8 protein-coding genes, 9 tRNA genes, 1 pseudogene, 1 riboswitch and 1 other annotated feature are annotated in these 14632 nt (G+C 29.0%); of the genes and pseudogenes, 16 read left to right on the top strand and 2 right to left on the bottom strand.

The features are described 5' to 3' along the window. The first annotated feature begins 74 nt into the window (after positions 1 to 74). The 3 genes from DR020_RS04570 to DR020_RS04560 all read left to right on the top strand — a co-directional run bounded on the left by DR020_RS04570 (position 75) and on the right by DR020_RS04560 (position 4020). Positions 75 to 800: a gamma-glutamyl-gamma-aminobutyrate hydrolase family protein gene (locus DR020_RS04570; protein WP_058993779.1), complete on the top strand. Its 726-nt coding sequence runs from the start codon at positions 75 to 77 to the stop codon at positions 798 to 800. A gap of 58 nt (positions 801 to 858) precedes the next feature. Further along, positions 859 to 2154 carry an APC family permease gene (locus DR020_RS04565; protein ID WP_112365386.1) on the top strand — a complete coding sequence of 432 codons (1296 nt, stop codon included), beginning with the start codon at positions 859 to 861 and terminating at the stop codon, positions 2152 to 2154. Positions 2155 to 2325: 171 nt separating this feature from the next. Next, complete coding sequence (locus tag DR020_RS04560; RefSeq protein WP_058993784.1) at positions 2326 to 4020, top strand: M3 family oligoendopeptidase; 1695 nt, start codon at positions 2326 to 2328, stop codon at positions 4018 to 4020. A gap of 51 nt (positions 4021 to 4071) precedes the next feature. Here DR020_RS04560 and thrS read toward each other — a convergent pair whose 3' ends face one another. Continuing rightward, complete coding sequence (gene thrS, locus DR020_RS04555; protein WP_055260028.1) at positions 4072 to 6003, bottom strand: threonine--tRNA ligase; 1932 nt, start codon at positions 6001 to 6003, stop codon at positions 4072 to 4074. A 68-nt stretch (positions 6004 to 6071) separates the two neighbouring features. Next, positions 6072 to 6279, bottom strand: a binding site (T-box leader). 280 nt (positions 6280 to 6559) lie between these two features. Between thrS and DR020_RS04550 the strand changes: the two are divergent. The 3 genes and pseudogenes from DR020_RS04550 (at position 6560) to DR020_RS04540 (ending at position 9985) form a co-directional block, all read left to right on the top strand. Then, a pseudogene (locus DR020_RS04550) lies at positions 6560 to 9585 on the top strand (glycoside hydrolase family 2 TIM barrel-domain containing protein). A gap of 226 nt (positions 9586 to 9811) precedes the next feature. Then, positions 9812 to 9895: transfer RNA gene (locus DR020_RS04545), tRNA-Leu, on the top strand. Between the two features lie 15 nt (positions 9896 to 9910). Next, positions 9911 to 9985, top strand: a tRNA-Gly gene (locus DR020_RS04540). A gap of 84 nt (positions 9986 to 10069) precedes the next feature. Here the strand turns inward: DR020_RS04540 and DR020_RS04535 are convergent. After that, a complete protein-coding gene (locus tag DR020_RS04535; RefSeq protein ID WP_055260030.1) occupies positions 10070 to 10474 on the bottom strand; it encodes an HNH endonuclease signature motif containing protein in 405 nt (134 codons plus the stop codon). Positions 10475 to 10636: 162 nt separating this feature from the next. Here DR020_RS04535 and DR020_RS04530 point away from each other — a divergent pair, with 162 nt between their 5' ends. From DR020_RS04530 to DR020_RS04485, 10 genes are all read left to right on the top strand, one after another. Next, positions 10637 to 11308: a hypothetical protein gene (locus DR020_RS04530; protein WP_112365385.1), complete on the top strand. Its 672-nt coding sequence runs from the start codon at positions 10637 to 10639 to the stop codon at positions 11306 to 11308. A gap of 108 nt (positions 11309 to 11416) precedes the next feature. Beyond that, positions 11417 to 11493 (top strand) — tRNA-Arg (locus DR020_RS04525). A 3-nt stretch (positions 11494 to 11496) separates the two neighbouring features. Beyond that, a tRNA-Gln gene (locus DR020_RS04520) sits at positions 11497 to 11571 on the top strand. Between the two features lies 1 nt (position 11572). Next, positions 11573 to 11646 (top strand) — tRNA-Gly (locus DR020_RS04515). A gap of 22 nt (positions 11647 to 11668) precedes the next feature. Beyond that, positions 11669 to 11744 (top strand) — tRNA-Lys (locus tag DR020_RS04510). 3 nt (positions 11745 to 11747) lie between these two features. Beyond that, positions 11748 to 11821, top strand: a tRNA-Gly gene (locus tag DR020_RS04505). A gap of 23 nt (positions 11822 to 11844) precedes the next feature. Next, positions 11845 to 11920: transfer RNA gene (locus tag DR020_RS04500), tRNA-Lys, on the top strand. 3 nt (positions 11921 to 11923) lie between these two features. Then, positions 11924 to 11997 (top strand) — tRNA-Gly (locus DR020_RS04495). Between the two features lie 101 nt (positions 11998 to 12098). Next, a complete protein-coding gene (locus DR020_RS04490; protein WP_112365384.1) occupies positions 12099 to 12932 on the top strand; it encodes a pyridoxamine kinase in 834 nt (277 codons plus the stop codon). Between the two features lie 89 nt (positions 12933 to 13021). Next, positions 13022 to 13169: riboswitch (SAM riboswitch) on the top strand. A gap of 143 nt (positions 13170 to 13312) precedes the next feature. Then, a complete protein-coding gene (locus tag DR020_RS04485; protein ID WP_055260033.1) occupies positions 13313 to 14620 on the top strand; it encodes a Na+/H+ antiporter NhaC family protein in 1308 nt (435 codons plus the stop codon). The last annotated feature ends 12 nt before the right edge of the window (positions 14621 to 14632 follow it).

Raw genomic sequence — 14632 nt, 5'->3', positions numbered from 1 at the left:
TAATAGTCAGAAATTATTGATGTCTATATAAAATAAAAACGTAGTATTTAATAAAAGATGATAGGAGAATCAACATGAGTAAAAAAATTATTGGAATATCAGCAAATATAGAAATAGCTACAGACAGCATTTGTTTTGCAGGATGTAAGAGATTGAAATTGTATGATGAGTACGTTAGTTCAGTTATAAAGGCAGGAGCTATTCCTATGATTATACCAGTAGTTACTGATAAAAAAATTTTAGAAGAACAACTTAATATTATAGATGGATTAATAGTTTCAGGTGGATATGATATAGATCCTTTAAGATATGATGAGGAACCACATCCACTTCTTGGACAAGTCTTTCCTGAAAGAGATGAATTTGAATTTACTTTAACAAAACTTGCTATGGAAAAACAAATTCCTATACTTGGAATTTGTAGGGGACATCAAGTATTGAATGTTGTTAATGGTGGAACTTTATATCAAGATATATCTCTTAAGGAAGGAAATAATTTAAAGCATATTCAAGGAGGGCATGGTTCAATAGTTTCCCATAAAATTAAAATAGAAAAAGATTCTATTCTTTATAATGTATTAGGGGAAAATGCATTTGTAAACTCTCTTCATCACTTAGCCGTTAAAGATGTAGCTAAAGATTTTAAAGTTAGCGCTATCGCAAGTGATGGAGTTATTGAAGCTATAGAAAGAAAATCTGGTTCTTTTGCTATGGGGATTCAATGGCATCCAGAAATTTTAGCTGATAAGAATGAAGATATGTTAAATTTGTTTAAATACTTTATAAAAGAAATAAAGTAAACATATAATAAATTTATTTTAAATTATTAGTAGAAGATAAAAGAAAGAGGTTAGAATTATGAACGCACGGAAATCAAAAATAGGATTTCTTAGTATTATTCTTTTAGGTTTTAATGCCATTGTTGGAAGTGGAATTTTTTTACTTCCAAATCAGGCAATGAAACTTATTGGACCTACAAGCTTATTTGTAATATTATTTGATGCTTTTTTAGCCATTACAATAGCTTTATGCTTTGCAGAAATGGGAGGAATTTTTAAAAAAAATGGTGGTCCTTATGTATACACACGAGAGGCTTTTGGAAGTTTTGCAGCATTTGAAGTTGGAATAATGACTTATGCTATATGTGTTATAGCATGGGCTACTATGGCGGTAGGCTTTACAACAGCTTTATCAGTATTTTGGCCTGGGGCAGATAAGGGTATAACTAAAGATATTTTAGTTACTGCTTTTATAATTGCATTAGGAATACTTAATATACTTGGAGTAAATTTCACTAAAATAATAATGAATATAGCTACTGTAGGAAAAATAGTTCCTCTTGTTATTTTTATAGCAATTGGTGTTTTTTTTATGAAAATTAATAATTTTACCCCAATGTTACCTCATGGAACATATATTTCAGGCTCTTTTGGAGCGGCAGCACTTTTAATATTTTTTGCTTTTACTGGATTTGAAAGTATTGCTCTTGCAGCAGAAGATATGGAGAATCCATCTAAAAACATACCTAGAGCAATTATTATTGTTATGATTTTAGTTTCAGCTGTATACATACTTATTCAAGCTGTATCTATTGGAGTATTAGGTTCAGCGCTAGCAAATGATGTAACACCAGTAGCGACTGCCTCATCTAGGTTTCTTGGTTCAGGAGGTGAGATATTAGTAAGTCTTGGAATATTAGTATCTATTATAGGTATTAATATAGCTTCATCTTTCTCTTCACCAAGAATGGCAGTTGCTCTTGCAAATGATGGGTTATTACCTAAAGTTATTGGAAAATATAATAAATTAAATACACCATACGTAGCTATAATACTTACAGTTATATTAACAATACCAATAGCATTATCAGGTTCATTTACAGAACTTGCTTTAATAAGTGCAATATCTAGATTTGCTCAATATTTGCCAACATGCTTAGCAGTACCAGTATTAAGATGGAAGAAGCCAGGTATTAAACGTTCATTTAAAATACCATTTGGTCCAGTAATTCCTATAATAGCAGTTCTGGTAAGTATATGGATATTATTTCAATCTAGCACTCAAGAAATAATTTGGGGACTTGGTGGACTTATAATAGCAATACCATTATATTTTATTATGAAAGCATATAATAAAAGGCAAAGTAATGCTTAAATTTAATTAAGAAAAATTGGAATAGATAAATATTATAGAGATTATAATAAAAATATATTGTAGAAGATTATATTTAAAGTTTTAAAAAATGATTTAAATATAATCTTTTATTTTTTAAATATTAATAAAGTGTTAAAATTATTAAAAGAATATATTAAAGGGGATAAAGATATGAAATTTAATGATTTTAAATATGAAAGACCTAATTATAACAATGTAAAAAATATTTTAGAGGACTTGATATTAGAACTTGAAAAAGCAGATACTTGGAATGATGCAAAAAGCGCAATAAATAAAATATATGATGTTAGAAGTGAAATAGAATCAGCAAGAGAAATAGCAACTATTCGTTATACTATAAATACAAAGGACGAATTTTATGAAAAGGAAAATGAATATTGGGATGAATATTCTCCCTTGTATGAAGAAATTAATTCTAAATTTTATGAAGTGCTAGTGAATTTAAAATACCAAGATGAAATAGAAAAATGTTATGGAAAACAAATACTTAATATAGCAAAGTATTCTTTAAAGGCTTTTTCTAATAATATAATTTCAGACATGCAACTTGAAAATAAGTTAGCATCTAGTTATCAAAAACTTATTGCTTCTGCTAAGATACCATTTAAGGGAGAGGAAAAAACATTATCTGAGTTAACTCCATTTATTTTATCTAAAGATAGAGAGATAAGAAAAGAAGCAAATAAAGCTAAGTATGAATTTTTTACTAAAAATGAAGAAGAAATAGATAAAATATATGATAAATTAGTGAAGGTAAGAGACACTATTTCTAAAAAATTAGGATATAAAAACTTTGTAGAACTTGGCTATGTTAGAATGAATAGATTTGATTATAATGAGGAAATGGTAAAGAAATTTAGAAAACAAGTTGAGGAATTTATTGTACCAGTAAATAATAAGTTATATGAGAGGCAAAGAAAAAGATTAGGATTGGAAAAATTAAATTACTATGATGAAAAGTTTGAATTCCTATCAGGAAATCCAACTCCAAAGGGAGGAGAGAAATGGATAATAAATAATGGAATGAAGATGTATACAGAATTATCTACTGAAACTAAAGAGTTTTTTAATTTTATGGTGGATAATAATTTGATGGATTTAGTGTCTAAAAAAGGAAAAGCAAGTGGTGGTTATTGTACGTATATACCAAAATATAAAGCACCATTTATATTTTCAAACTTCAATGGCACATCAGGAGATGTTGATGTTTTAACACATGAAGCAGGACACGCTTTTCAAGTATACAGAAGTAGTTATATAAATGTTTTGGAATGCAACTTTCCAACTTATGAAAGTTGTGAAATTCATTCTATGAGCATGGAGTTCTTTGCTTGGCCTTGGATGAATTTATTTTTCAAGGAGGATACAGAAAAGTATAAATATCTTCACTTAGGTTCAGCACTTAAATTTATTCCATATGGAATAACAGTAGATGAATTCCAACACTTTGTATACAAAAATCCAAATGCAACGCCAAAAGAAAGAAAAGAGTATTGGAGAAGTCTTGAAAAAAAATACCTTCCACATAAAAACTATGAAGAATGTGATTTTTTAGAAAGAGGAGGTTGGTGGTTCCAACAAGCCCATATATTCTTAGACCCATTTTATTATGTAGATTACACATTAGCACAAATATGTGCCCTACAATTTTGGAAAAAAGATAGGGAAAATCACAAAGAAGCTTGGGAAGATTATTTAAGATTATGTAGTATAGGCGGATTAATGCCTTTTCAAGAACTTGTTAGATATGCCAATTTAAAATCACCATTTGAAGATGGCTGTGTAAGTGAAATAATCAAAGATATAAATAGCTATTTAGAAAGTATTGATGATAGTATTTTATAAATAAAAGGTCATGAAAATTCATGACCTTTTATTATTGTAGATATATTTTAGTTATATTTCTTTATTGTAAACTTCGTTAGCAATTCTATTAACTAAAGTATCTAGAGCTATTGCTCCTTCTTCACCATTTTTTCTACTTCTAACTGAAACTTCATTATTTTCAGCTTCTTTTTCTCCTACAACTAAAATATAAGGAGTTCTTTCAAGTCTAGCTTCTCTTATTTTATAACCTATTTTTTCAGCTCTATAATCAGTTTCAACTTTTAAGCCTCTATTTCTTAATTCATTGGCAACTTTATCTGCATAGTCATTATATTTATCAGAGATAGGAAGAATTTTTGCTTGAACAGGACATAACCAAGTTGGTAGAGCTCCAGCATATTTTTCTATAAGCATAGCTAAAGTTCTTTCATAACATCCTATTGAAGATCTATGAATGATATAAGGACGTTTCTTTTCACCATCTTTATCAACGTAAGTCATGTTAAATCTTTCAGCTAAAGCGAAATCTATTTGTACAGTTATTATTGTATCTTCTTTTCCATGAACATTTTTAAATTGAATATCAAGTTTTGGACCGTAGAATGCTGCTTCATCATCAGCTTCAACATAATTTATATTTAAATGATTTAATATATTTCTCATTATATCTTGAGTGCTTTCCCAAGCTTCTGGATTATTTATATATTTTTCAGTATTGTTTGGATCCCATTTAGAGAATCTATAAGAAATATCACCAGCTATTCCTAAAGTGTTCATGATATAATCAATTAAGCTTACAACACCTTTGAATTCTTCTTCTAATTGTTCAGGTGTACATACTATATGACCATCTGCTAAAGTAAATTGTCTAACTCTTATAAGACCATGCATTTCTCCAGATGCTTCTTTTCTAAATAAAGTAGAAGTTTCAGCATATCTTATAGGTAAATCTCTGTAACTATGTTGTTCTGCATTATATATAGTATATTGGAATGGGCATGTCATAGGTCTTAATGCTAAAACCTCATCATCCTTTTCTTCATCTCCTAGAACGAACATTCCATCTTTGTAATGATCCCAGTGACCTGAAACCTTGTATAAATCGCTTTTAGCCATTAAAGGAGTTTTAGTTAAAACATAACCTCTTTTTTCCTCTTCATCTTCTACCCATCTTTGAAGAGTTTGAATTATTCTAGCTCCTTTTGGCATTATTAGAGGTAGTCCTTGACCTACATTTTCATCAGTCATAAAATATTTTAATTCTCTACCTAATTTATTATGATCTCTTTTTTTAGCTTCTTCTAAAGCTTCTAAATGAGCATCAAGATCTGATTTTTTTTGGAATGCAGTGGCATATATTCTAGATAACATCTTATTTTTTTCATTACCTTTCCAATAAGCACCTGTACAACTTAAAAGTTTAATAGCTTTTAAAGGTTTTAAAGACATTATATGCGGACCTGCACAAAGATCTACAAAATCACCTATTTGGTAAAAAGATATTATCTCATCTTCGCCTAAGTCATTTATAAGTTCAAGTTTATAAGGTTCATCTTTCATAAGTTCTAAAGCTTCATTTCTAGGAAGTTCAAATCTTTTTATTTCAGGATTTTCTTTTATTATTTTTCTCATTTCATCTTCAATTTTAGCTAAATCTTCAGAAATGAAAGATTTTTCACTATCAAAATCATAGTAGAATCCATTTTCAATAGAAGGTCCTATAGCAAGCTTTACATTTGGGAATAATCTTTTAACAGCCATTGCAAGTACATGAGATGCAGTATGTCTAAATGCATTCTTTCCTTCTTGAGAATCAAAAGTACATATTTCAAGTGTTGAATCTTTATCAACAACAAATCTTAAATCTTCAACCTTTCCATTAACAATACCACAGTAAGCATTTCTAGCTAAGCCTTCACTTATGCTTTTAGCTATGTCTAAAACAGAAATAGCGTTATCAAATTCTTTTACAGAGCCATCTTTTAAAGTAACTTTTATCATATTAACAATCTCCCTTCAAAAATAAGTTTATAAAATAAAAAACTCTCATCCCTAATCTTATTAAAAGAAAAAGGGACGAGAGTGTATATTCCCGTGGTTCCACCCAAATTGCAAAATTATTTTGCCACTTAATAAATCGTAACGTGATTTAAACGTACTGTATTAAAGTCGCTCAGAGGTGGTTTTCAGCTAATTATATTTAAAAATACTCACACCAATGTATTTTCTCTCTGGAAAAATATTAAAAAAGCTTACTCTTCTCATCATAGCTTTTAACTATTGTTTAAACAATAAATATTAAATTGATACTATATATTATAGATAGATTAAATAAAAGTGTCAATGAAAAATAAAATTAAAAGTTGTAGTTATATATAAGTTTGAATTTCATTATAATTTAAGGATAAATTTATAAAAAATAGAAAAAAATATTGATTAATAAGTGGATAAGAGTGATAATAGATATAGGTTATCAATTATATATTTTAAGTGTTTTGAAAATGATTAACCTAAAGAGCAAATAAGAATTAACTTAAAATGAAAAGGAGAGTTTTTTATGAGCAATAGTCCTAATTTAGATTGGTTAGAGAATCCAGAAATTTTTAGAGTAAATAGAATAGATGCACATTCAGATCATCTATATTATGAGGATAAAGAGCATATAAAATTAAAAGATAATATGCCACTTAGACAATATTTAAATGGAAAATGGAAATTTTCTTATGCAGAAAATCCAGATAAAAGAATAAAAGATTTTTATAGAGAAGATTTTAATTGTGGAAATTTTGATGAGATAAATGTTCCAGGGCATATACAACTTCAAGGATATGATAATTTACAATATATAAATACTTTATATCCTTGGGATGGACAAGAAGAACTTAGACCTCCATATGTTTCTAAAGAATATAACCCTGTTGGAAGTTATATTAAATATTTTGAATTAAAAGATGAATTGAAAAATAAAAAAATATTTATTTCATTTCAAGGAGTGGAAACTGCTTTTTATTTTTGGTTAAATGGCAAATTTATAGGTTATAGTGAAGATAGTTTTACGCCATCAGAGTTTGAATTAACAGAATATTTAAAAGATGGTGAAAATAAATTAGCAGTTGAAGTATATAAAAAAAGTAGTGCTAGTTGGATTGAAGATCAAGACTTTTGGAGATTTTCAGGAATATTTAGAGATGTTTATTTGTACGCAACTCCAAAATGTCATGTGCAGGATTTATTTGTAAAGCAAAATTTAGATGATACTTATAAAAATGGACAATTAAATGTTAACATAAAGTTAGATAGTTTGGAAAAGTGTACAATTAAGGGATACTTAAAGGATAAAGATGAAAAGCTAATATGTGAATTTAAAGAAGTGCAAGGAAAAGAAAATGTAGAATTTAGTAAAACTATAGAAAATGTTAATTCATGGAGTGCTGAAAATCCATATCTTTATACTTTATATATCGAAGTTTTAGATGAAGAAAATAATTTAATAGAAATAATACCTCAAAAAATTGGTTTTAGAAGATTCGAGTTAATAGATAACATAATGCATTTAAATGGAAAAAGAATTGTGTTTAAAGGTGTTAATAGGCATGAGTTTAGTTGTAAAACTGGACGAGCTATAAGCAAAGAAGATATGATTTGGGATATTAAATTTTTAAAACAAAATAATATAAATGCTGTTAGAACTTCTCATTATCCAAATCAAAGTTATTTCTATGATTTATGTGATGAATATGGAATTTATTTAATAGATGAGGCTAATTTAGAAAGTCACGGTTCATGGCAAAAATTAGGAAAGTGTGAGCCAAGTTGGAATGTACCTGGTTCGTTGAAAGAGTGGAGAAATGTTGTTGTAGATAGAGCTGAATCTATGCTTCAAAGGGATAAAAATCATCCGTCAATTCTTATTTGGTCTTGTGGAAATGAATCGTATGCTGGTGAAAACATTTTAGAGATGACTAAATATTTTCATGAAAATGATAACACTCGTTTGGTTCATTATGAAGGAGTGTTTTGGAATAGAGAGTTTAATGATATAAGTGATATAGAAAGTAGAATGTATGCAAAACCAAATGAGATAGAAGATTATTTAAAGAGTAACCCTAAAAAACCTTATATAAGTTGTGAGTATATGCATGCTATGGGAAATTCATGCGGAGGAATGAATCTTTATTCTGAACTTGAAGATAAGTATGAAATGTATCAAGGTGGATTTATATGGGATTATATAGATCAAGCTATAGAAACAACAGACGAAAATGGAAATAAAATTCTAGCATATGGTGGAGATTTTAATGATAGATCAACTGACTATTGTTTTTGTACAGATGGGATAATTTATGCAGATAGAACAGTATCACCAAAAGTTCAAGAAGTTAAATATTTATATTCAAATGTTAAAATAGTTCCAGATACTGAAGGAATACTTATAAAAATAACAATTTATTTGTAGGAACAGAAGAATATGATTTTATAGTTTATATAGAAAAAGAAGGAAAAAAAATATTTCAATATACCATGGATGTAGATGTAAAGCCTCAATCTCAAGAATATGTAAAATTTGATTATCCAAAGATAAAAGAAAATGGGGAATATACTATAAATGTATCAATGAAATCTAAAAATGATACATCTTGGGTAAATAAGGGGCATGAAGTAGCTTTTGGGCAACATGTGTTTAATGTATCTAATTTTAAAGAGGATATTTATGAAGAAAAAGATAGATTCAAGGTTATTCGTGGAGATGGAAATATAGGAGTTAAAGGGGAGAACTTTTACTTCATGTTTTCATTAAGCGAAGGTGGAATTATTTCTTTATGTTATGATGGTAAAGAATATATAACAAGAGCACCTAAAACGTCTTACTTTAGAGCAACAACAGATAATGATAAAGGAAATGCTCATAATTTTAGATGTGCACAGTGGCAAATTGCAGGTGCAAATCAAAAGCTTATTGATTTTAATTTAGAAGAAAGAGAAGATGAGGTTTCATTAACGTATACTTTTGCATTGCCAACAGCTATTGTAACTAATAATATAGTTAAGTATACAGTGAAAAAACATGGAGATATAGATGTAAACATTAAATATAAAGGGGTAGAAGGATTATCTGAAATTCCTTTAATTTCTATGGATTTTAAACTTAAAAAAGAATTTGAAAACTTTAAGTATTATGGTTATGGTCCAGAAGAAAATTATATCGACAGAAAAGAAGGTGCAAGACTTAATGTATTTGAAAGCACAGCAAGAGAAAATATGTCAAGATATTTAATACCTCAAGAATGTGGAAATAGGACAAATGTGAGATGGGTAAAAGTAACTAATAAAGATGGAGAGGGCTTAACATTTAAATATAAAGATACTCCATTTGAATTAAGTGTGCTTCCATATAGCGCATATGAAATTGAAAATGCAATGCATATATATGAGTTACCATATGTAAATTATACGTGGGTTCGTATAATTGGAAAACAAATGGGTGTTGGTGGAGATGATAGTTGGGGAGCTCCGGTTCATAATGAATATCTAATTCCATCAAATGAGGATATAGAGTATACATTTACTATTTCAAAAATATAAAAAAGATTTAATTTAGTTTGTTTAAACAGTTATTGATTTTAGGTAAATATGAGATATTTTTAGAGTTAAAATATTTTCACTTTTATTTAAAATCAATACTGTTATTTTAAAGTAGAGAGTTAAAATTTTAATCATTTAATTAGATGTAGATAGGGTGTAAGAATGAAAGTTAATTTATTTTTATACTTGCAAATACTATAGTTATTTGATAAAATATAAATAAGATGCAGATGTGGCGGAATTGGCAGACGCACTAGACTTAGGATCTAGCGCCTTTGGCGTGGGGGTTCGACTCCCTTCATCTGCACCAATTTTAAATTAATATGCGGAAGTGACTCAATGGTAGAGTGTCACCTTGCCAAGGTGAAAGTTGCGGGTTCGAGTCCCGTCTTCCGCTCCAATTTATAAGAGTAGTTTTATAACTACTTTTTTATTTTTTTAATAAAAAAATTTGAACAGTTAAGAGTAATTAAAGTGTTAATGATTATAAATGTGAAAACAATTCTTCAATTAATAAATCTTCTATATATTCTTTAGAATATTTTTTTCTACCCATAAGTTCAAATATTATATCCTTAGACATATAACCTTCTTTATATAATTTCAAATTCTTACTAAGTTTTTTCAATTGGTTTTTTTTAATATGAGTTAGTTCGTATATTTCATCTAGTGAGTAAAATTCTTTTTTTAGAGTTGATTCTAGGGCTATTTGCATTTCTAATTTATAGTTTAAATCTACAAATTTATTTTTATGAGGTCCATTTTTACCCCTATGATGGTTTGGACATAAATATTTATAATTTAATTTAAAGTCTAACCCACCTTCGCTTCTATGAACTATATGATGGATATCACCATCTTTTTTGCATATTTCACAAGAATAACTCAAATAATCACCTCTAAATAAATATAAAAAATAAATATATATATAAACTATCATAAAGAATAAACTGAATCAATAAATTATTATAATTAATAGAAATAATTAAAGGTGTTTTTATTAAGTTTATGGAAGTAAATAGTGATTTTATTATATATAGGGGGAGAGTTTGTGAAAAATTATAATTCTATATCTTATTGGGAGCCTTTTATACGAAAGAATAAAACTTTAAGAGAAAGGGTGTTTAGATATGACTATGTAACAGATAAAACTATATATCTCCATTATACTATTTTCACTAAAAAATCTGGGGTAGAAAGTGGATGGGTGCCTGCTCCAAATATAGATGCTTTTTTGGGATATGTACAGTATTGCTTTTTGCCACAAGCTTATTATATGTGGATTTATGGAAGAGAAAAAACTATTACTAAAATTCCGATAGCAACAGTAGATTCTATACTTAATGATGCGGTGATAAAGAATAAAGTTACAGATGATGAAAGAAAATATATAGAAGGCGATATAGAGGAAATTAAAAAATTATGGAGATTTAAAAATGAAGATTGTCATAGAAAAATTATAAGTTTTTGTAGTAAATTTAACTCTAATTGGATAGGTGATGCTAATTCGTTTTTATATATGAAAGCATTTTTTACTTCTAAGGAATTAGGTAAATTTGTTATAAAAACGATTTCTCAGACGAATTATACGGAATGTTTTAAACAAGAAACGTCTATGACTAGAGATGAATGGTTAAATTTTTGTGAGCAGGCAAGTAAGGATAGGCAAAAAGGAGAACAGTTAAAGCAATATTTATTCAAAGAACTAAAGGAAATAATTTAATATTTATCATGTTGTATATATAAAATAAAAATAATAAAATGTATTGACAAGATAAATTACATGTTATATAATTTATCTTGTCGTTGAAAAACGTACAAGCAAAAACGTGTATCTTTAGCTCAGCTGGATAGAGCAACGCCCTTCTAAGGCGTGGGCCTGGGGTTCGAATCCCTAAAGGTACACCATTTTGGGATATCGCCAAGCGGTAAGGCAACGGACTTTGACTCCGTTATTCGTAGGTTCGAATCCTGCTATCCCAGCCATGCGGGTGTAGTTCAATGGTAGAATGTCAGCCTTCCAAGCTGAACACCCGGGTTCGATTCCCGGTACCCGCTCCATTAAAATTAAAAACAGTTTTGTGCATTATTAGCTCAGTTGGTAGAGCACCTGACTCTTAATCAGGGTGTCCAGGGTTCGATCCCCTGATGATGCACCATATGCGGGTATAGTTCAATGGTAGAATGTCAGCCTTCCAAGCTGAACACCTGAGTTCGATTCTCAGTACCCGCTCCATTAAAAATTAAAAACAGTTTTGTGCATTATTAGCTCAGTTGGTAGAGCACCTGACTCTTAATCAGGGTGTCCAGGGTTCGATCCCCTGATGATGCACCATATGCGGGTGTAGTTCAATGGTAGAATGTCAGCCTTCCAAGCTGAACACCTGAGTTCGATTCTCAGTACCCGCTCCAAATAAAGAACAGTTTGATAATAGCTTATCAAACTGTTTTTGTTATATAAAAATGAAAATATGTAAGAAAGGATTGTCTAAAATAAGGCTAGAGTAAAAAATATGAATTATATAAAAAGAATTGCAGCCATACATGATATGTCTTGTTTTGGGAAAGCATCATTAACTACAATAATACCTATTTTATCTGTTATGGGAAATGAAGTTTGTCCTATGCCAACGGCTATTTTATCTACACATACAGGTGGATTTGGCAAACCGGCTTTTGTTGATTTGAGTGGTTTTATGGAAGAGGCCAAAAAACATTGGGAAAGTTTAGGGGTAAATTTTCAATGTATTTATAGTGGGTATTTAGGAAACTCTAATCAAGTTGATTTTGTAATTGATTTTATAAGAAGTTTTAAAAAAAATGATACACTTGTAGTTGTTGATCCTGTTATGGGGGATAATGGGAAACTTTATACTGGAATAGATACTAAGATGGTAGAAAGTATGAAAAAGCTTATAGCATTTTCTGATATTATAACACCTAATATAACAGAGGCTTGTTTTTTACTTGGAAAAGAATATAAAGAGTTTTTCACAAATGAAGAAGTTGAAGAATATGCTATAGAACTTAGTAAATTAGGGATAAAAAAAGTTATCATAACTAGTGTAGTAAATGAGTATAATAAGGAGTATATAAATACTATAGCTTATGATAAAGAAGAAAGGAAGATTATTAAAATAAAAAACAAAAGGATAAATGCTTCTTACTCTGGAACTGGGGATGCATTTACTTCGATTGTAATAGGCTCAATGATGCAACACAAATCTTTTGAGGAATCTGTAAAAAAAGCTTGTGATTTTCTACAAAAAGTAATTAAAAATAGTTCTAAACTTAATTATCCTAAAAATCAAGGAATAATTTTAGAAAAATTTTTAAAAGATATTTAGAAAAAAGTTTAATAAAATGTAGAAAATACATATAAATTTATACTTGACAAATTTTATAATAGATGTTAATATAAATAAAAATCGAATAATTCTTATCAAGAGAGGCGGAGGGACTGGCCCTGTGAAGCCCAGCAACCAATATTATTAATTTGCTTTTAATAAGTGTATTTAGGCTTTTATTAGTAATATTAAAATATAGTGGTGCTAATTCCTGCAGATTTAACTGAGAGATAAGTGATAAACACGTATATGTAGCTTCTGTCTAAATCGGCAGAAGTTTTTTTGTTTTATAAATGCTATTATAAGGTTTGAAACTTTGTTAACTTAGGTTTACTGCTTTTAAGATTATTTGGTTTAATTATTTTAGGGAGTGATTTTAAATGGAAAAAAGTAAGGGAAATGCCTTAGCATTATTGCCATTAATTCTTTTTATGGCTATATATTTAGGAGGAGGTATATTATTAAATGATTTTTATGCTATGTCTGTTTTGGTTCCAGGAATAATTGCAGCAGTTGTAGCTATTTTCATGAATAGAAAAAAAGGTTTTAATAATAGTTTAGAAACATTTTGCAAGGGTGCTGGACATTTAGATATTATCTTAATGGTGTTTATATTTATTTTAGCTGGAATTTTTGCTCAAGTTGCAAAATCAATGGGTGCTGTTGAAGCTACAGTAAATTTAGGGCTTACAGTTATTCCAAGCAATATCTTAGTTGCAGGGATATTTGTTATTTCGGCTTTCATTGCCATATCTTTAGGTACATCTATGGGGACAATCGCGGCTGTTGCTCCAATAGCTGTTGAAATAGCAGCTAAAACAGGACTTGCTACTCCTTTAATAGTTGGTGCAGTAGTTGGAGGAGCTATGTTTGGAGATAACCTATCAATGATTTCTGATACAACAATTGCGGCAACAAAAACTCAAGGTTGTGAAATGAAGGATAAATTTAAAACTAATTTTAAAGTTGTTTTACCTGCAGCTATTATAGCTATTATAGTTTATATTGTTTTAGGAAATGGGGCGCAAGTTGCATCTGCTTCTTATGATTACAATCTTATAAAAGTTATACCTTATTTAGGTATTTTAGTAGCAGCATTGTTAGGTGTTAATGTAATAATGGTGTTAACAGGTGGAATTGTATTAGCTTCAGGAATAGGCTTTTTAACAAATTCTTTAACTATAAATACATTTTTAGATTCTGTATCTTCTGGTATATCAGGAATGAGTGAGACAATTATAATTGCTCTTTTAATAGGAGGTATAGTAAATGTAGTTAAAGAAAATGGTGGAATAGATTTTATATTAAATTTAATAACAAGCAGAATAAAAACAAAAACTGGAGCAGAACTTGGAATTGGAGCTTTAGTTGGAATTGTTGATGCGTGTACAGCTAACAATACAATAGCAATAGTTACGGTAGGTCCAATAGCTAAAAATATATCAAATAAATATGGTTTAGAATCTACAAGAATTGCAGGGATACTAGATATGTTCTCTTGTGCAATGCAAGGAGTTATACCATATGGAGCACAACTTTTATCAGCAGCAGCAATAGCTTCTGTATCTCCAATAGAAATAATGAAATATCTTTTCTATCCATATTTAATGGGGATTTGTGCAGTGATATTTATTACTGTATTCAAATCAAGAAGTAAGGCAAGTGTTCTTAAAAAAGAATTAGCATAAACTAAAAAGGGA

Source organism: Sarcina ventriculi (assembly GCF_900456775.1).
GTDB classification, from domain to species: domain Bacteria; phylum Bacillota; class Clostridia; order Clostridiales; family Clostridiaceae; genus Sarcina; species Sarcina ventriculi.
This window is presented reverse-complemented; position numbering and strand designations above follow the sequence as displayed.